We start from the raw sequence: 19,337 nt of genomic DNA, 5'->3' as shown, positions 1-19,337 counted from the left end.
TTCAAGCAAAAGATAGGTTTGAAAAAAAAACAATAAAAGTGTTTTGTTTTAGACCAAATTATAAAGATAAAAAGTATGAAATTCAATTTCCAAAACTATATAGCCTTAGCATTTTTAATAATGACTGTTCAAGTATCATTTGCTCAAAAGAGAGATGGGAACATTGGTTCAGAAGAAGTAACAGTTACGAAGTCCTATAGTCCAACTATTTCAGATGCAATTAAAATAAGTGAAACACCTTCATTAGATGATGAGGGCAATACTAAGAAAGAAAGCATCAAATATTCCATTTTTTCATTTCCAGTAGCTTCCACATTTGCACCATTGAAAGGAAAAGCGGAAGGGGTAGAAAAATCAAAACAAGAACCTATTTATAATAATTATGCGACTTTAGGTTTTGGAAACTTTAGAACACTGAATGCGGAGCTTTATGTAAATCAAGAATTGAATAATAATGATTATGTGGGAGGGATGTTTCGTCATCTTTCATCACAAGGTGGTGTAAAAGGAGTAGAATTAGATGCAGATTATTTTGATACAGCTCTTGATTTGACTTATGGAGCCAATTACAATGATATGTCGTTTAATTTTGATTTAGGATATAAGAATCAAATTTACAATTGGTATGGTTTGCCTGCAACTTTTGGAAGTTTACAAACTCCACAAGATCGAGCGGATTTAATAAACAGTATCAATCCACAACACTCATTCAATACGTATTCAATTGGAGGGAGAATTGGTTTTGGAGAAAGTATTTTGAGCGATGCAAATTTGAAGTTTTTGCATTTTGCAGATACATTTGGTAGCACCGAAAATCGTTTTTATGCAAAGCCTACTTTTCTTTTTGAAGTGGGAGAACAAGCTGTGAAAACGGATGTAGTTGTGGATTATGTAGGTGGAAGTTTTGAGAATAATTATGCTAAAACCAATACCGAGGCTGTAAAGTATGGCTATACCAATATTGGGCTTTCACCAAGTTTTGTAATGTTGAAAGATGATTGGACATTAAATTTAGGAGCTAGTATTTTTTATAGTTTTGGTTTAGAAAATGCGAAGAATGCTTTATTTGTTTATCCTCAAGTTACCGCTTCTTATAATGTAGTAGGGGATTTGATGATATTTTATGCAGGTGCGCAAGGTAGTTTAGAGCAAAACTCGTATCAAAATTTTGTAGACGGAAATCCGTTTTTATCACCTACAATGGGGGATAATGGTACTACAGGTTTTATGAGACCAACAGATAAGCAATATGATATATTTGCTGGTTTGAAAGGGAAATTGGCTAACAATGTGAGTTATAACTTGAGAGCATCTTATTTGAATGAAAAGAATAAGGCATTGTTTAAAAGTAATGATTATAATGAAAATGCCTCTAACGAATTCTATGCTTTTGGAAACTCGTTCCAGGTGGTGTATGACGATATGAAAACATTGAGTTTTACAGGAGATTTAAAAGCTAGTTTTTCTGAAAATGTAACTTTTAGTATTGGTGGTTCTGTATACAGTTTTAAAAACGATTTTCAACAAGAAGCCTGGAATTTACCAACAGTTAAATTAGACTCTAAATTAGATTTTAATATTACACAAAAATGGTTTGCAGGAGCGCAAGTTTTCTATGTTGGTGAAAGGAAAGACCTGCAGTTGAATACAGATATACTTTATCTAGTCCAACCTGATCCTATTACTTTGGATAGTTATTTTGATGTTAATGCTCATGTTGGTTATAAACACAATGAGCGTTTAACGGGATTCTTAAAAGTAAACAATATCACCAATCAAAATTATCAAAAATGGCTGAATTACCCAGTTCAAGGATTGCAAATCGTGGTAGGGGCTAATTATAAATTTGATTTCTAAGAAGTTGTCACAAAGAACTAAAGATACAAAGCTTTTTTAATATTTTGCGGATGTTGATTATTCGATAAGTGTCTAAAAACTTAATTGTTTTTAATTAGTTTTTTTCTTTGATACTTATCAGTTATTTAAAAATAATCATAGAAACTTAGTGACTTAGAGCCATAGCGGCTAATAAAAAAAATGACTTTCAAACAAAAAATACACTCTTATTATTCCCAACAAGTTCAGGATCGAATCGATGTTTTTAGAGACATGATTTCAGGATTGACCGAAGATGCAAAAAACGACGCCAAAGGTTCAGCTGGTGACAAGCACGAAACGGCTTTGTCTATGATGCACTTGGAGCAAGAAAAACTCAATGCTAAATTGAGTGAAGTAATTGCTCAAAAAGCAGTTTTGGAGAAAATCAATCCCGAAATTGTAGCCGAAACAATTTCGCTAGGAAGTCTCGTAAAAGCGAACGGAATTTACCTTTATCTGTCTTTGGCTTTGCCAAAAATCAACATTGACGGAACTAATGTAATTGCGCTTTCTCCACAATCTCCGCTAGGAAATAAACTGATAGGGAATAAAGTAGGCTTTACTTTTGAAATTAATGGAACGAAGTATTTGATTGAGGAAATCGAATAGTTTTACTTTTGTAATTTCCAAGATCAAATCAAAGTCTGTCTTTTTAAGATGGACTTTTGCTTTTACACCATTGAAATCATTATCAAAAAATGATGATTCCCTAATAAAACTTTTGTAAATTCGCGACCTTAAAAGTTTGACTTTAAAACCAAATACAATTATGAGTAAAATAATGACAGTCGACGTCTTGTCGAGTATTAAAGGAGCGCAACCTTCCGAGAGTGTGAACAAATTGTTTGATGTAATTAAAAATGCCAATGCCTCAAATAATAACGCTGCCAATAATGTCAATCGTAATTGTGTGTCGGTAAGTGATTTAAGAGAAGATGTGGTTGTTGAAAGTTCTGAAATAGAGAGACAAATCATTATCGAAAACTTCCCGAACAAGAAAAATGGATTTTTGGTGGTTGCTAAAGTAATAGAAGGATAAACATGGATTCGCAAATAAAAAAAATACACCAGCAATTGGTGGACAAAGAAATTACTTGCACCGCTTTGGTACAAGAAAAATTGAACTTACTTAAAGAAAATAAATACAATTCGGTTAATTCAACTTTGGATACTTTGGCTTTGGATTTAGCAGCTAAAGTAGATGCTAAAATTGCAAAAGGCGAAACGATTGGTTTGTTAGAAGGGATTCCTTTTGGAATTAAAGATGTGTATATGGTTCAAGGAACGTACACAACAGCAAGTTCTGATTTATTGAAAAATTACAAATCAGCATACACGGCTACTGCTATTCAAAAAATATTGGATGCAGGTGCTATCCCGTTAGTAAAAGAAAACTGTGATAGTTTTGGGCATGGTTCTTCTAGTGAAAACACCATTTTTGGAGCGGTGAAAAATGCTATTAATCCAGAATTGGTAGCTGGAGGTTCCAGTGGAGGTTCTGCGGTAAACGTAGCCAAAGATTATACGGTTTTTTCTATTGGAGGAGATACGGGAGGTTCGATTCGTCAACCTGCGGGTTATAATGATATTTACGGATTTAAACCCACTTACGGTAGAATTTCAAGATACGGATTGATGGCTTATGCGTCTTCTACGGATTGTGTGGGACCATTGGCAAAATCAATCGAAGATATTCGCATTGTATTGAACGTGATGAGCGGAAAAGATCCAAAAGATCAAACCTCTATCATTTCCAACGAAATTAGCGAAGAGACAGTTGCGACTTCAAAAGTGAAAACGGTAGGCTATTTCAAAAACTTCATCGAAAGTGAAGCGATTGACGCTCAAGTAAAAGCCGATTTCTTGGCGAGTATCGAAAAAATTAAAGCCAAAGGAATTGCTGTAAAAGAATTGGATTTCTTCAAATCGGATATTTTAGTTTCTACTTATTATACTTTGGCAATGGCTGAAACTGCTTCGAATTTGTCTCGTCTCGACGGTACTAATTATGGAAACCGTATTGAAGGAGAAAATTTAATTGACACTTACGCAACAACACGTTCTGAAAACTTTTCAGAAGAAACCAAACGTAGAATCGTAGGGGGGAACCAAGTATTGTCACAAGGTTTCTCGGATGCTATTTATTTAAAAGGATTGGCTTTAAGAGACCAAATTTCGGAAAATTTCAGTAAAGATTTTGAAGTAGTTGATGTGGTTTTATCACCAGTAACGCCAAGCACACCACCAAAAATTGGCGACAGTTTAAAAGATCCTTTGGCAATGTACTTATCAGATGCTTACACCGTGGGATTTAGTTTAGGGCAGTTGCCTACAATGACAGTGCCACAAGGTACAGCTACAGGACTGCAAATTACAGCAGCAAAAAATAATGACGAATTAGTGATGCAATTTGCTAACTTCTTAAAAGACACACTATAATGGAATTGGAACAATTAAATGCGGCGATAATTGCCCACGATTTAGAATTGGTAATCGGACTAGAAACACACGTTCGATTGAATACCAAAACCAAGTTGTTTTGTTCTTGTCCCAATCAAGAAATTGAAACACCTAACAAAAATATATGTTCGGTTTGTACAGGACAAATGGGCGTTTTACCAGCTATCAACAAGGAAGCGATTACCAAAGCAATTTATTTTGGTAAAGCAGTCAATTCGTCTTTTAGTAACGAAGTCATTTCTTGGGATAGGAAGCATTACGAATACCCAGACAACCCAAAGAATATTCAAATTACACAATTTCATAATCCTATAATTCCTGACGGAGAGGTTTCTTGCTATAGAAATGATGGTTCGCAATTTACAGTGAATTTGACTCAGGTGCATATAGAGGAAGATGCTGCCAAATTGATGCACGAAAAGAAAATATCTTTAGTGGATTTTAATAAAGCAGGAGTTCCCTTAATCGAAATTGTTACGGAACCTTGTCTTAGAAATATCGAAGACGCTTCGATTTATGCGCAGTACATTCAGCGTATAGTTCAGAATCTTGGAATCTCAGAAGCGAACTTGGAGAAAGGAGAATTCAAATCGGATGTTTCAGTTTCTTTACGTAAAAAAGACAGCCAAGATTTGAATCCAAGAACGGAAATCAAAAACTTGAACTCGTTTAAGTTTATGGTAGAAGCTTTGAAGGAAGAGGTAGAAAAACAGTTCAATTATTATATCGAAAACAAAGCGTTTCGACCTGAACAAACTACGGTTTTATGGGATGCCGATTTAAAGCAAACCAAAACCATGCGTAAAAAGGAATTCGAAGCGGATTACCGTTTTATTTCGGAACCCGATTTACCATTTGTAAATATCAAAGCGGAGATTGAAGCGATTTCTGTAGATACTAGCGCCTTGCCTTATGCAGTAGAATCAATTTTGATTGGTGGTGGTGTTTTGCCTCAAGATGCTAAATTTTTCACGGCTGATGCGTTGCGTTCAAGAACGTTTGTGACATTAAACGACAAAATCAACGATCCTTCATTTGTGGCTAAGACGTTGGCTAACAATATCAAGGCTGAAGATTATACTAAAATCCATAATATTGAGCATCTAACAACCATTTTTGTGCTGTTTAAAGCAGAGAAAATTACGGCAGCTTTAGTTCAAAATGCGATTGCAGGTTATTTGAAAGATCAAAATTTTGATTATAACAAATACTTCGAAGAAAACACCATTTCTGAAGATACAATTAAAGAAGTAATTGCAAAAGTGCTTTCAGAAAATGAAGCTGTTGCCAATGATATTAAAGCTGGAAATCAAGGAAAAGCGGGGATTTTAGTTGGTAAAGTTTTAGGTGTTGTAGGGAAAGGTGCCGATGGAAAAGCAATTCGTCAGATTATTTTAGATCAATTGGGTGCTGCTGCAGTTTTAGAAAAGAAAGCAGCTGCTGAAAATGTTTCAAAAGAAATAGAAGTAGAAGGCAAAGGACAACAAGAAGAAACGCTTCCTGAAGTGCCAATTATCATAAAGGACACCTATAGAACACACAAAATATCTCAATTGTCTGAAGAAAACATCAGTCAAGAAGTAGAATTGTCTGGTTGGGTAGCGTCTGTACGTGACCACGGAGATTTGATGTTTATCGATTTGCGTGATTCTAGCTATGAAATTTTCCAAGTTCGTATCAGTAGAGAGTCATTCCCAAATATTGATGATTTGGTTAAGATTAAATCAGAATCGGTGATTTCTGTAAAAGGAGTTATCGTTGGCCGTAATGAAGATGATTACAATGCAGGTTTGCGTACAGGTAAAATCGAAATGGAAACTTCGGTTTTAGAAATTTTGAACTTATCGAAAACCTTGCCTTTCGAAATAAAAAGAGCTGCTAAAACAAATGAAGCAACTCGTTTTCAATACAAGTTTTTGGATCACAGAAACGAAGAAGTAAGAAGAGCTATTGTCAACCGACATAAGGTTATTAAGTTAATTCGTGATATTTTAGATACGGAGGAGTTTTTAGAAATAGAAACACCAATTTTAAGTGCAGGAACAGATGAAGGAGCACGCGAGTTTATTGTTCCTACTCGTAAAGGGGCAGGGATGTTTTATACGTTGCCACAAGCGCCACAGCAGTTTAAACAAATGTTGATGGTGAGTGGTTATGAGAAATATTTCCAAGTAGCACGTTGTTTTAGAGATGAAGATTCTCGTGGAGATCGTCAGCCTGAATTTACACAATTGGATATGGAAATGGCGTATGCAAGCATGCAGCAAATTATTGATTTGAACACAAAAATGTTCAATGAAATCGTGACTAAAATTTACGGTAAAAAATGGATTCTACATCCGTTTGAAGTGATTACCTATAAAGATGCGATGGATTTCTATGGTTGTGACCGACCTGATTTGCGTTACGGATTAAAAATGCAAGACATCACAACTATTGTAAAAGACACTACTTTCCAAGTATTTTCTAAACCAATTGACGAAGGTGGAATTGTAAAATGTATCAAAGTTTCGGCTGCAGAGCAAGGAAATAAGCGTATGTCTAAAGGGCAAATCGAAACCTTAACGGCTGTGGCTCAACAACACGGTTTGGGTGGATTAGCGTATATTATTGTAAATGAAGAAGACTTGCAATCGCCTATTATTAAGTTCTTAGGAGAGGAAATCGCAGCAGGAATTATCAAAGCCACGAATGCGCAAGTAGGGGATATTGTATTCTTCTCTGCGGCAGATTATGCTACGGCAAACAAAGCTTTGGATGCGGTTCGTCAAGAAATGGGTAGAATGTTGAACTTGATTAATCCGAAGGAATTGCGTCCGGCTTGGGTGGTTGATTTTCCAATGTTTGAAAAAACAGACGAGGGAAGATGGACGTTTACACACAATCCGTTCTCAATGCCGGCTATCTATGATTTGAAAAAACACATGGATGGTAACGAAGACGAAATCGGAACCATCATTGCGCAACAATACGATATTATCTTAAATGGTTACGAAATAGGTGGAGGATCTGTTCGTGCACACAAATCGGAAATTCTAGAAGCAACTTATAGAAATATGGGGTACAATAAAGAGGAGATGATGAAGAGCGTAGGAACGATGTACAAAGCCTTCCAATACGGTGCCCCTCCACACGGTGGAATCGCATGGGGAATTGACCGTTTGATGATGATTTTGGAGAAAAAAGCTTCTATTCGTGAAGTTATGGCTTTTCCTAAAACAGGATCAAGTGAGGATTTATTATTCGGAGCACCATCGATTTTATCTGATAAAAAGGTAGAAGAAATGAATGTGAAGATTATGAGGAAGTAGATTTCTTAAATTCTATAAATAAAGTAAAAGCGGATTCGTACTGAAGAGTATGAATTCGCTTTTTTAATAAAAAAAATCAGTTATTTAATTTAACCATTAAGAAATTTAAGGGTAGTTAAGGCTTAATTTTACTTAATTTCTTAATGGTGAATTTATTTTTATGTTGCTGTAAGTGGTGTAGCTTGATTACGACCTCGGCTTATTAAGTCCTCTATCATAAAGCACAATACTTCCTGCAACAGATACATTCAAGCTTTTCTCTGATTTGAATTTTACTAAAAAATGACATTTTTCAATGGCTTGTTTGGAAAGACCGTTGTCTTCTGCGCCTAACAAATACACACAACGTCTTGGATGTTCAAAAGTTTCTAAATCTTCGGCTCTTTCATCAAGTTCTACACCTACTAAGCGGGCGCCTTTGGGTAAGTTATTAAAGAAATCTTCAAAGTTTTCATAATGAAAATAAGGCATTGATTTTACGGCATTGTGCGTGTCGCATGCTTGTTTGGCATAACGATTCCCAATAGTAAAAATATAGCTGGCACCCAAGTTTTGAGCGGTTCGCCATAAAACACCTAGATTTTCTGGGGTTTTACCGTTTTGGATACCAATACCGAAAAATTCTGTTGTGAAATTATCATTCATGAGGCAAAAGTACAAACTGTTTTGGGATTGTCAAGTTTTAATTTATTGGTTTTAAAAAGGGTTTTAATTAGTTTTTTTGGGGTCATTGTCACGGCTATTGAAATTGATTCTTTGATATTGCTATTGAATTTGCATTTTGTTATTGAAATTGACATTTATTGTTAATAACTTAAACCTTTAAAAGCTGATTTAGGCTGCGTTCTAATTTCAGTTTTTATATATTTGTTCGTTAGACAAAAAAAATACATTTTTAGCATAAAAAACATGAGCGAAGAAATCAAGAAAGAAAATAATTATTCAGCTGATAGTATTCAGGCGTTAGAGGGAATGGAGCACGTAAGAATGCGTCCTTCCATGTATATTGGAGATGTAGGAGTTCGAGGATTGCATCATTTGGTTTACGAAGTTGTAGATAACTCTATCGATGAAGCAATGGGAGGTCATTGCGATACGATTAGAGTAGATATAAATGAAGATGGTTCTATTTCTGTAGAAGATAATGGTCGTGGTATTCCTGTTGGAATGCATAAAAAAGAAGGAGTTTCGGCTCTTGAGGTAGTAATGACCAAAATTGGAGCAGGAGGAAAGTTTGATAAAGATTCTTATAAGGTTTCTGGAGGTTTACACGGTGTAGGGGTTTCATGTGTGAATGCGTTGTCTCAACATTTGAGAGCTACCGTTCATAGTGCAGACGGGAAAATATACGAGCAAGAATACGAAAGAGGTAAAGCTTTGTATCCTGTAAAGCAAATTGGTGAAACGACTAAAAGAGGTACTATTGTTACTTTTTATCCAGATCCAACTATTTTCACACAAACCATAGAGTATTCTTATGATACTTTATCGGCACGTATGCGTGAACTGGCTTTCTTGAACAAAGGAATTACAATTACATTTACGGATAAAAGAGAAAAAGATAAAGAAGGTAATTTTCTAGGAGAAGTTTTTCATTCTACTGAAGGTTTAAAAGAGTATATCCGTTACTTAGACGGGAATCGTGAGCCAATTATTGCTCATGTAATCTCAATGGATAATGATAAAGGGGAGATTCCAGTTGAGGTTGCTTTGATATATAACACTAGTTATGGTGAGAATATTTTTTCATACGTAAATAATATCAATACGCACGAAGGAGGAACGCATTTGCAAGGTTTTAGAAGTGGTTTGACAAGAACCCTTAAAAAATATGCTGATGCTTCTGGGATGTTGGATAAGTTAAAATTTGAAATTGCAGGGGATGATTTCCGTGAAGGATTAACTGCGATTATTTCCGTAAAAGTGGCAGAGCCTCAGTTTGAAGGACAAACCAAAACCAAATTAGGAAATAGAGAAGTAGTTTCGCCAGTAAGTCAGGCTGTAGGTGAAATGTTAGAAAATTATTTGGAGGAAAATCCAAATGATGCTCGTGTGATTATTCAAAAAGTAATTTTGGCTGCTCAAGCCCGTCACGCTGCTAAGAAGGCCCGTGAAATGGTACAACGTAAAACCGTAATGGGTGGCGGTGGATTGCCAGGAAAATTGTCTGACTGTTCAGAGCAAGATCCAGCAAAATGCGAAGTATATCTTGTCGAGGGAGATTCGGCAGGTGGAACTGCAAAACAAGGTCGTGATCGTAACTTTCAAGCTATTTTGCCACTACGAGGTAAAATTTTGAACGTTGAAAAAGCGATGCATCATAAGGTTTTTGAGAACGAAGAAATTCGAAATATCTTTACTGCTCTTGGTGTTACTGTTGGTACGGAAGAAGATAGTAAGGCTTTGAACATTTCTAAATTACGTTACCATAAAGTGATTATTATGTGTGATGCCGATGTCGATGGTAGTCACATTTCAACTTTGATTTTGACATTCTTCTTTAGATTTATGAAAGAATTGATTGAAGAGGGACACGTTTATATTGCAGCTCCACCTTTATATTTGGTTAAAAAAGGAAATAAAAAAGAATATGCTTGGAATGATGTTCAGCGTGATCAAGCTAATGAAAGAATGGGTGGAAGTGCTGCGATTCAACGTTATAAAGGTCTTGGAGAGATGAATGCGGAGCAATTGTGGGAAACGACAATGGATCCTAGTTTTAGAACTTTACGTCAAGTAACTATTGAAAGTTTGGCTGAAGCCGATAGAGTATTCTCGATGTTGATGGGGGATGAAGTGCCACCTCGTAGGGAATTTATCGAAAAAAATGCAGTTTATGCAAATATTGATGCTTAATTTATTAAATTAGTCCGACCATTCTAACAAATGGTCGGTTTTATTTTAATTAACAATTAACTCAAAAAAAATATGAAGGTATCAATAATAGGAGCAGGAAACGTAGGAGCTACTTGTGCGGATGTAATCTCTTATAGAGGAATTGCTAGTGAAGTGGTATTGTTGGATATAAAAGAAGGTTTTGCAGAAGGTAAAGCTTTGGATATTATGCAATGTGCAACTAATACTGGATTTAATACTACAGTTTCAGGTGTAACCAACGATTATTCTAAAACAGCAAATAGTGATGTTGTTGTTGTTACCTCAGGAATTCCAAGGAAACCTGGGATGACTCGTGAAGAATTAATCGGAATTAATGCTGGAATTGTTAAGTCGGTTGTTGAAAGTGTTTTAGAATATTCTCCTAATACTATTTTTGTAATTGTAGCAAATCCAATGGATACGATGACCTATTTGACTTTAAAATCAACTGGACTAGCTAAAAATAGAGTAATTGGTATGGGTGGAGCATTAGATAGTTCTCGTTTTAGAACCTATTTAGGATTAGCATTGGACAAACCAGTAAATGATATATCGGCTATGGTTATTGGTGGTCATGGTGATACGACAATGATCCCGTTGACGCGATTGGCATCCTATAATGGTATTCCAGTTACTCAGTTTCTATCAGCTGATGTTTTAGAAAAAGTAGCTGCTGATACAATGGTTGGGGGTGCAACACTTACGGGATTGTTAGGTACGTCAGCTTGGTATGCACCAGGAGCTTCAGTAGCTTTTTTAGTGGATAGTATCTTGAATAATCAAAGAAAAATGATTGCTTGTTCTGTTTATGTAGAAGGAGAGTATGGACAATCTGATATTTGTATTGGAGTCCCTTGTATTATTGGCAAGAACGGTGTGGAAGAAATTATTGATATTAAGTTAAATGAAGGTGAAAAAGCGTTATTTGCAAAGAGTGCAGTTGCTGTAAGGCAAATGAATGATGCTTTAAAATCTATCTTAGGTTAATAAAAACAACATATAATGGGAAAGACTGCACTTTTGCAGTCTTTTTTTTGAGATTAATTCGCAAATAAATTGGTTAGTCTGAACCAGAATTATATATTTGCTCGGTTTATAAAAATAATACAATCCTTTGGTTTTGTTTTTTTGTTAAAAAAATGAATTCAAGGATTGAAATTGATGTAGAAACAAAAATAAAATAAATATAAAATAATTAATTTTTAGTAATAATGCAGAATAAAGGACTTATTAAATTTTTTGCAATTCTATTTGCATTGGTAAGTATTTACCAGCTTTCTTTCACTTTTGTCGCCAATAAAATAAAAGACGATGCTAAAGCTTTCTCAGGAGGAGACCCTGATAAGGAATTAAGATATTTGGATTCCATTAGTAAAGAAAAAGTATTCAACTTAGGTTTTGCTGATTTTACTTTTGATGAAGTAAAAGACAAACAAATTAATAAAGGTCTAGACTTAGAAGGTGGTATTAATGTGATATTGCAAATTTCTGTAAAAGACATTTTGAAAGGGCTTTCTAATAATTCTAAAAACCCAGTTTTTAATAAATCATTAGCTGATGCGACAGCAAATCAAAAAGGAAATCAAACGTATATTGATGCTTTCTTTGATGCTTTTGCTGCTAATTCAAAAGGAACTGTAAAATTAGCTTCTCCTGATATTTTTGCCAATCGTTCTTTACAAGGTGAAGGTGGAGTTGATTTTCAAATGTCAGATGCAGAAGTTCAAAAAGTAATCAGAAGAAAAGTAGACGAATCTGTTGAAAGTGCTTTTGGTGTATTGAGAAAACGTATTGATAAATTTGGTGTTACACAGCCAAATATCCAAAAATTAGGAGAGTCAGGAAGGATTTTAGTAGAACTTCCTGGTGCTAAAGATGTGGATAGAATTAAGAAATTATTACAAAGTACGGCTCAATTAGAGTTTTGGGAAACATACAAAATTGACGAAATCGGAAACTTCTTAGTAGCTGCAAATGATGCTTTGAAGAAAACAGAAATCAATAATGTTGAAACTAAAAAAGTAGTTAAGGATTCATTAAGTGCATTGTTAACTGATACTAAGGATTCATTGGCTACTAAGCAAGGAAATAATCCTTTGTTTGATAAAATGTTGTCTCAAGGTGGTGGTCCAGTTTTAGGATTATTTGCTCCTAAAGATACTGCAGTAATTAATAGTTATTTTAAAAGAGCTGATATTAGAGTTTTGTTAGCGCCAGAATTTCGTTATGTGAAATTTGTTTGGGGTAAATCATCTCAAATTAAAGATGCTAAAGATAAAAATGTTGAAGCTGTTGAATTATATGCTCTAAGAGGGAATAGAGATGATGCTGCTGCAATGAGCGGTGGTGTTGTTACAGGTGCTAATCCATCTTTTGACCAATTAGGGAAACCTTCTGTTTCTATAGAAATGAACGGTCAAGGGGCTAAGATTTGGGAAGAATTAACAGGAAGAGCTTTTACTCAAAAATCAAATATTGCCATTGTTTTAGATGATGTTGTATATTCTGCTCCAGGGGTTTCTAGTGGACCTATTGCAGGAGGTAGATCTGAAATTTCAGGAAGTTTTACTTTAGATGAGTCTACAGATTTAGCAAATGTATTAAGAGCAGGTAAGTTACCAGCTGCAGCTGATATTATTCAGTCAGAAGTAGTAGGACCATCTTTAGGTCAAGAAGCTATTGACAATGGTACGACTTCTGCAATCGTTGGATTGCTTATTGTATCTTTATGGATGATGGTTTACTATGGTAGAGCAGGTTGGTATGCTAATATTGCTTTGGCAGTGAACTTGTTATTCCTTTTTGGAATTTTAGCAAGTTTAGGTGCTGTATTAACTTTGCCTGGTATTGCGGGTATTGTATTAACAATGGGTACTGCAGTAGATGCGAATATTATTATTTATGAGAGAGCAAAAGAAGAATTGAAATCAGGTAAATCTCTTGAAGAAGCAATTAAAACTTCGTACAGCTGGACAGGAGCAATGTCGTCTATTACAGATGCCAACGTAACACATATTTTGACTGGTGCAGTATTGTTTATTTTTGGTTCAGGCCCAATTAAAGGATTTGCTACTACTTTATTAATTGGTATTGCAACCTCTTTATTTACTTCTATTTTCATTGCAAGAATCTTTTTAGATAGAAATTTAAGAAGTAAAAATGACTTAACATTTGTAACTAAGTTCTCTGAAAAAATATTTAATAATTTCAACTTTGATTTCTTAGGAAAGAAAAAATGGACTTATATGTTTTCTGCTGTTGTATTGGTGGTAAGTATCGTTTCTTTGGCCACTAATGGATTAGATCAAGGTGTGGATTTTGTTGGAGGTAGAACTTTCCAAATACGTTTTGAAAAACCAGTAGAAGCTGAATTAGTAAAGGACGAATTGACGAAAGTGTTTGGAAGTGCAGAGGCAAAAGTATTTGGTAATGATAATCAATTAAAAATTACTACTAAATATAAAGTTAAAGATCACGGAATAGAAGCAGATGAAGAAGTGAATAAATTATTATTCGAAAACTTGAAACATCATTATGCAGCTGATTTGACTTATGACAAATTTGTTAATGCATACGACGGAAAAAAAGTTGGTATCTTACAAGCTTCAAAAGTAGGTCCTACGGTAGCTGAGGATATTAAGACTAATGCTTACTGGGCTGTTCTAGGAGCGATGTTGTTAGTGTTCTTGTACTTAATGATTAGTTTTAGAAAATGGCAATACAGTTTAGGTGCGATTACAGCAGTAGCTCATGATGTTATTTTTGTTTTAGGAATCTACTCTTTATGTTATAAGTTTATGCCGTTTGGTATGGAAATCGATCAACATTTTATCGCTGCAATTTTGACTGTAATTGGTTATTCTATGAACGATACTGTAATTGTATTTGACAGGGTTCGAGAATTCTTGGCGGGTAAAACAAAAGGTAACTTCTCTGAAATTGTAAATCAGTCTATTAATACCACTATGTCAAGAACAATCAATACTTCATTAACGATGATTGTAGTATTGTTAATCATGTTTGTTTTTGGAGGAGAATCAATTAGAGGATTTGTATTTGCAATGCTAGTAGGTATTGTAGTTGGAACTTATTCTTCACTATTTATTGCAACTCCAGTATTGGTAGATACAATCTCTAAAGAAGATAAATCAAATGTTGAAAAACAACATTCTGAAGTATAATTCAAAAGTTGAAAAATTAAATAAGACCTAACATTATTGTTGGGTCTTTTTTTTGTGCAATATTTAGTGTTTTGTAGAACTTTAAGTTGGTAAAATGAATTGCAAAAGAAAAAGTAAATAAGTTTTTAGTATTTTATTGTTTTTTTAATTGTTTGTTATTGTTGTTTTGTCAGTCCAATGAACATCCAAAATATTTTTGGATTAGTGCATGTTTTGATAGTGAGTATACGAATAAGAATTATACATTCACCAATAAATATTATAAAACGGCTTTTAATTATTTAGTTAAGAGAACGCAGTCGTTTGCGTATATGATTGTTATTCAATCTGAAATAAATTTTTGAAAACATCAATTATTGAATTTATATTTTGTTAAGCCTACAGAACCTGATTATGAAGAACGAAAAGAACGGTTTGCCAAATTAAAAATGTTTATCAATACATTTTGAATGTAGGATTTCAAGTCGAAAAAGAATATATCAAAGTTTGAATGTTTTTGTTTAGGGTAGTGTAGGACCGTTGTTTTCTGATACGGTAACCTAAAGATTGTCTAATGGGTTTGCTTTTTCAGATATTTTGTCGTCAGGGCTTTCTGTGTGTTATAAAACAGTTTAAGTTTTATTTTGGTGGAAATCTAAGACATGTTTCCAATGCAGGCCTTAAAAACTCTAACACATGTTTTAATACTAAAAATTTAGAAATTGGAGTTTTGTGTAATTATAGTTTTCTTTTAGGTATTGTATACATAATTTGATTGTAATATTATGTGTAGTAAAAGTGTTGTTATATAAATATTAAATTTTGTTTCTTATTATATCCATTTAAAGGTGTTATTAATCGGTTTTAATTTTATAAGAATTTCAAATTTTATATATTTACTAAATATTGAAATAATGAGTTTCTTTACTCAGGTTCAATTTTAAAATTTTAGATAATGAGAAAATTTATCAAATCATTTACTTTTCTGTGTATTGTTGTGTGGTTTTTGCATGCAAGTTTGTTTGCTAATAATTTAAAAGACTTTAATGAGCCTAATAACAATATTTTAAAAAACAAGATTGATTTATCTGACAGTTTTATTCCTTTAATGGCAGTTGCGCCTCCAGTAGTTAGTTCTCCTATTTATTATTGCCAAGGGAGTACTGCGTCACCGTTAACTGCAACAGCTTCGCCAGGAAACACTTTGATTTGGTATGGTACTGCAGCAACCGGAGGAACTCCTAGTATCACAGCGCCAACCCCTTCAACTTCTACGGTAGGTTCTACAACTTATTATGTGAGTGAAACAGATGGTTCTACTGTAAGTAGTAGATCTCAAATTGTAGTTAATGTAGTTGCGGATAATGGGTCTAAAATATTAAGTTTTAGATGTGATCCTACTCAAATTGCAGCTGCTGATAAAAATAGTTCCGTTTATTTCGATTGGACTAATACTGGAAGTTTACCCAATCAATATACTTATTTTTATACTATAGATGGAGGACCTGCCATTACTGGGACTACTGGCCCAACCAATTTACAAGTGTTTGGGTTAGCACCTGGGAAGTCAGTGACCTTAACTCTGTGGCATACAACTTATCCTTGTGATCGTTCTGTACTTACTTGCAGTGTTCCTTGCGGTACTTCAACTGTTACCCCAACATTTACGGCTATTGGATCAGTATGTCAAGGAAGTACAGCACCTGCATTGCCTTCTTCTTCTAATGAAGGTATAGCTGGAACTTGGTCTCCTGCTACAATTAATTCTAGTACAGTAGGAACTGTGACACATACTTTTACTCCTGATCCGGTTGCGCATCCTTGCGCTACTACCCAAACAATGAATGTTACAGTGGTGCCTCGAGCAACTCCAACTTTTGCAACTATTCCTAGTACTGTTTGTCAAAATGCCACGCCACCTGTTTTACCTACTAATTCCAATAACAGCCCTGCTATTTCGGGTAGTTGGTCACCCTCAACAGTAAATACCGCAGTTTTAGGTCCTGTTGTTTATACCTTCACACCTAATGCGGGACAATGTGCCACCACAAGTCCTACAACAGTAACTATTACGGTTATAGCGAATAATTCTCCTAATTTTGCTAATATCCCTCCTTTGTGTTCCGGTAGTACGCCACCGGTATTGGCGACGACATCTCCAACAGGAGTTACGGGTTCGTGGTCTCCAGCTACAATAAATAATACCACTAGCGGTAGTTATGTATTTACGCCTAATCCTAACCAATGTTCAACAGCTCAAACTTTAAATGTTACTATTACTCCTAAGAGTACACCTAATTTTGCTCCTATTGCTCCCTTCTGTGCTGGTAGTACGGCTCCAGTATTAAATTCGGTTTCACCTAATGGTATTTCTGGTTCTTGGTCTCCTGCAACAGTTAGTAATACAACCAGTGGAAGTTATTTGTTTACTCCAGATCCAACTGAGTGTGCTTTTACGCAAACGTTGAATGTTACAGTGAATCAGCCAATCAATCCCGGTTTTAGTTCTTTTTCTATTTGTTCAGGAAGCGTGCCTCCAGCTTTGGCATCGACTTCACCTAATGGGGTTAATGGTAGTTGGAATCCTGCTGTAATTGATAATATGAATACGGGATCTTATGTGTTTACTCCTAATTCTGGAGAATGTGCAACCCAGCAAACTATAGTTGTAACTGTTGTTCCTTCCAATACTTTGGTTGATTTTCAGTGGACCGTTTCTGAGGCATTTGCAGATAATCAAATAGTAACTATTAATGCCACTGCACCAGGTAATTACCTGTACCAACTTGATTTTGGACCTTTTCAAGAGAGTTCTGTTTTTGAAAATGTTTCTTATGGACTTCATTCGGTGACTGTTAAAGATCCAATTGGTTGTAGTATTCCAATAACGAAAACTAATATTTTGGTCGTAGATTTTCCTAGATTTTTTACTCCAAATGGTGATGGATACAATGATACGTGGAATATAGATACCTTAAAGGATGATGTGAATGCTAAAATTCGAATTTTTGATCGCTATGGTAAATTATTGGTCGAAGTAAAACCAAATAGTGCAGGATGGAACGGTTTTTACAATGGAAATCCAATGCCAGCTACCGATTATTGGTTTGTAATTGATTATGTGGAGGACAATGTTTTGAAAAAGTTTCGTTCTCACTTTTCTTTAAAACGTTAGGGGAGTTTAGCCTTTATCTTTAATTTTAAGGCTTGATTATAGTTTAAATAAAGAAGTTTAGATGTCTTCTTTTCGATAGAAATTAGTAATAAAAAAGAGGAATAGTATTTTTAGTACTATTCCTCTTTTTTATTTTACAAATGGTTGTTTAAGATTTAATTGGTTTCTCTGCTGTGAAAACAAAATAAAATCCAATGAGTATAAAGGGTATGCTTAACCATTGACCTGTAGAAAACAATCCCAAAGCACTTTCAAATCCTCCTTGGCTTTCTTTTACATATTCAACAATGAATCGAACAGTCCATAAGGCAACTAAAAAAAGACCAAATAAATACCCAGATTTCAAGCGTGCTTCAGTCTTCCAGTATAAAAAGAATAATATAGCAAATACGAATACATAACAAAAGGACTCGTATAACTGTGCTGGATGTTTTAAAGGTACTTGAGCGAGTATAGTTGAAAATTGTGGATTGGTAGCTATGGCTGAGTAGGCTTCAGTTGGTTCTGCCATATTGGTTAAAGAAACGGCTTCTCTAGGTGAAAAATGGTCTCTTATAAACTGAATTCCAAAAATAGAGTCTGTCTTTTTACCTACAATTTCCGAATTGAAAAAATTTCCAAGCCGAACAAATATAGCTCCACTAGCTACGGCAAGGACTACTCGGTCTAATATCCATAATAAAGGTCTTTTTAAAACTTTTTTACTGTAAAAATACATGGCTACAATTATTGAAATTGCCGCTCCATGGCTCGCTAACCCCTGATATCCTGTAAATTCAAATTTTGGAGTAAAACGAAAGGGAAGAAAAATTTCAGACAAATGATTTCGGAAATATTCCCAATCATAAAACAATACATGCCCTAATCGCGCGCCAATTAAAGTGGCTAATACGGTCCAAACAAATAATGAGTCCAATTTCTCAATCGTTTCGCCTTCACGTTCAAATATATTCTTCATAATGTACCAACCTAATCCAAAGGCGATTACAAACATAAGGCTGTAAAAACGAATCACAAAAAATCCTAAATCGATACCTTCTGAAGGGTTCCATACAATGTTTAAAGCGTGTGTCATTCTGAAATTTTTGGTGTAAAAATACTATTTTTGTTTTGAGTTTCAATATTAAATTGAAGTTATAAAAGAGTATTGGGAACAGTTTAACAGTCTAAACCTTGTCCTTATAATTGTTTATTTTTCTTTGGAGGAACGGGGTCGTAACCAGTCTTTCCCCAAGGATGACAGCTCAATATTCTTTTAATTCCTAAATAGCCTCCACGTAGCAGGCCGTGAATTTGTAAAGCTTGAATCATATAGGAAGAACAGGTGGGTTCAAATCGGCAAGCAGCGGGTGTAAATGGCGAAATTGCCGATTGATAAAAGCGAACAAGTATTATGAATGGAGTAGTGATTTTCATTATAATGTTGTGTTTGCTGTAAATGAAAAAGGTTCAATTGTAGGAGACAATTGAACCTGA

General features: G+C 34.7%; 12 protein-coding genes. 9 read left to right on the top strand and 3 right to left on the bottom strand.

Going from position 1 to position 19,337, the window contains the following annotated elements; genetic code table 11:
• The first annotated feature begins 75 nt into the window (after positions 1 to 75).
• From ACNH59_RS14715 to gatB/aspS, 5 genes are all read left to right on the top strand, one after another.
• Positions 76 to 1,857 carry a TonB-dependent receptor gene (locus tag ACNH59_RS14715; RefSeq protein ID WP_418263277.1) on the top strand — a complete coding sequence of 594 codons (1,782 nt, stop codon included), beginning with the start codon at positions 76 to 78 and terminating at the stop codon, positions 1,855 to 1,857.
• A 180-nt stretch (positions 1,858 to 2,037) separates the two neighbouring features.
• Positions 2,038 to 2,487, top strand: a complete 450-nt coding sequence (locus ACNH59_RS14710; RefSeq protein ID WP_418263276.1) for a hypothetical protein — start codon at positions 2,038 to 2,040, stop codon at positions 2,485 to 2,487.
• 160 nt (positions 2,488 to 2,647) lie between these two features.
• Positions 2,648 to 2,917: a hypothetical protein gene (locus ACNH59_RS14705; RefSeq protein WP_418263275.1), complete on the top strand. Its 270-nt coding sequence runs from the start codon at positions 2,648 to 2,650 to the stop codon at positions 2,915 to 2,917.
• Positions 2,918 to 2,919: 2 nt separating this feature from the next.
• Entirely contained in the window at positions 2,920 to 4,317 is a 1,398-nt protein-coding gene (locus ACNH59_RS14700) for an amidase (RefSeq protein ID WP_418263274.1), read from the top strand.
• Complete coding sequence (gatB/aspS, locus tag ACNH59_RS14695) at positions 4,317 to 7,649, top strand: bifunctional amidotransferase subunit GatB/aspartate--tRNA ligase AspS (protein WP_418263273.1); 3,333 nt, start codon at positions 4,317 to 4,319, stop codon at positions 7,647 to 7,649. The genes ACNH59_RS14700 and gatB/aspS overlap by 1 nt, the downstream gene beginning before the upstream one ends.
• A 186-nt stretch (positions 7,650 to 7,835) precedes the next feature.
• On the opposite strand, the gene ACNH59_RS14690 is transcribed toward gatB/aspS, so the two are convergent.
• Positions 7,836 to 8,294, bottom strand: a complete 459-nt coding sequence (locus tag ACNH59_RS14690; RefSeq protein ID WP_418263272.1) for an RNA methyltransferase — start codon at positions 8,292 to 8,294, stop codon at positions 7,836 to 7,838.
• A gap of 264 nt (positions 8,295 to 8,558) precedes the next feature.
• On the opposite strand from ACNH59_RS14690, the gene gyrB reads away from it, so the two are divergent.
• The 4 genes from gyrB to ACNH59_RS14670 all read left to right on the top strand — a co-directional run bounded on the left by gyrB (position 8,559) and on the right by ACNH59_RS14670 (position 17,861).
• Positions 8,559 to 10,505 carry a DNA topoisomerase (ATP-hydrolyzing) subunit B gene (gene gyrB, locus ACNH59_RS14685; protein ID WP_418263271.1) on the top strand — a complete coding sequence of 649 codons (1,947 nt, stop codon included), beginning with the start codon at positions 8,559 to 8,561 and terminating at the stop codon, positions 10,503 to 10,505.
• Positions 10,506 to 10,577: 72 nt separating this feature from the next.
• Entirely contained in the window at positions 10,578 to 11,513 is a 936-nt protein-coding gene (locus tag ACNH59_RS14680; protein ID WP_418263270.1) for a malate dehydrogenase, read from the top strand.
• 224 nt (positions 11,514 to 11,737) lie between these two features.
• A complete protein-coding gene (secDF, locus tag ACNH59_RS14675) occupies positions 11,738 to 14,707 on the top strand; it encodes a protein translocase subunit SecDF (protein WP_418263269.1) in 2,970 nt (989 codons plus the stop codon).
• A 934-nt stretch (positions 14,708 to 15,641) separates the two neighbouring features.
• Positions 15,642 to 17,861, top strand: a complete 2,220-nt coding sequence (locus ACNH59_RS14670; RefSeq protein ID WP_418263268.1) for a T9SS type B sorting domain-containing protein — start codon at positions 15,642 to 15,644, stop codon at positions 17,859 to 17,861.
• 148 nt (positions 17,862 to 18,009) lie between these two features.
• On the opposite strand, the gene lgt is transcribed toward ACNH59_RS14670, so the two are convergent.
• Positions 18,010 to 18,936 (bottom strand): prolipoprotein diacylglyceryl transferase, encoded by a 927-nt coding sequence (gene lgt, locus ACNH59_RS14665; RefSeq protein WP_418263267.1) that lies wholly within the window; start codon positions 18,934 to 18,936, stop codon positions 18,010 to 18,012.
• 104 nt (positions 18,937 to 19,040) lie between these two features.
• A complete protein-coding gene (gene yidD / locus ACNH59_RS14660; protein WP_418263266.1) occupies positions 19,041 to 19,277 on the bottom strand; it encodes a membrane protein insertion efficiency factor YidD in 237 nt (78 codons plus the stop codon).
• Between the last annotated feature and the right edge of the window lie 60 nt (positions 19,278 to 19,337).

The organism is Flavobacterium faecale, assembly GCF_048320115.1.
Lineage (GTDB): Bacteria > Bacteroidota > Bacteroidia > Flavobacteriales > Flavobacteriaceae > Flavobacterium > Flavobacterium faecale_A.
This window is presented reverse-complemented; position numbering and strand designations above follow the sequence as displayed.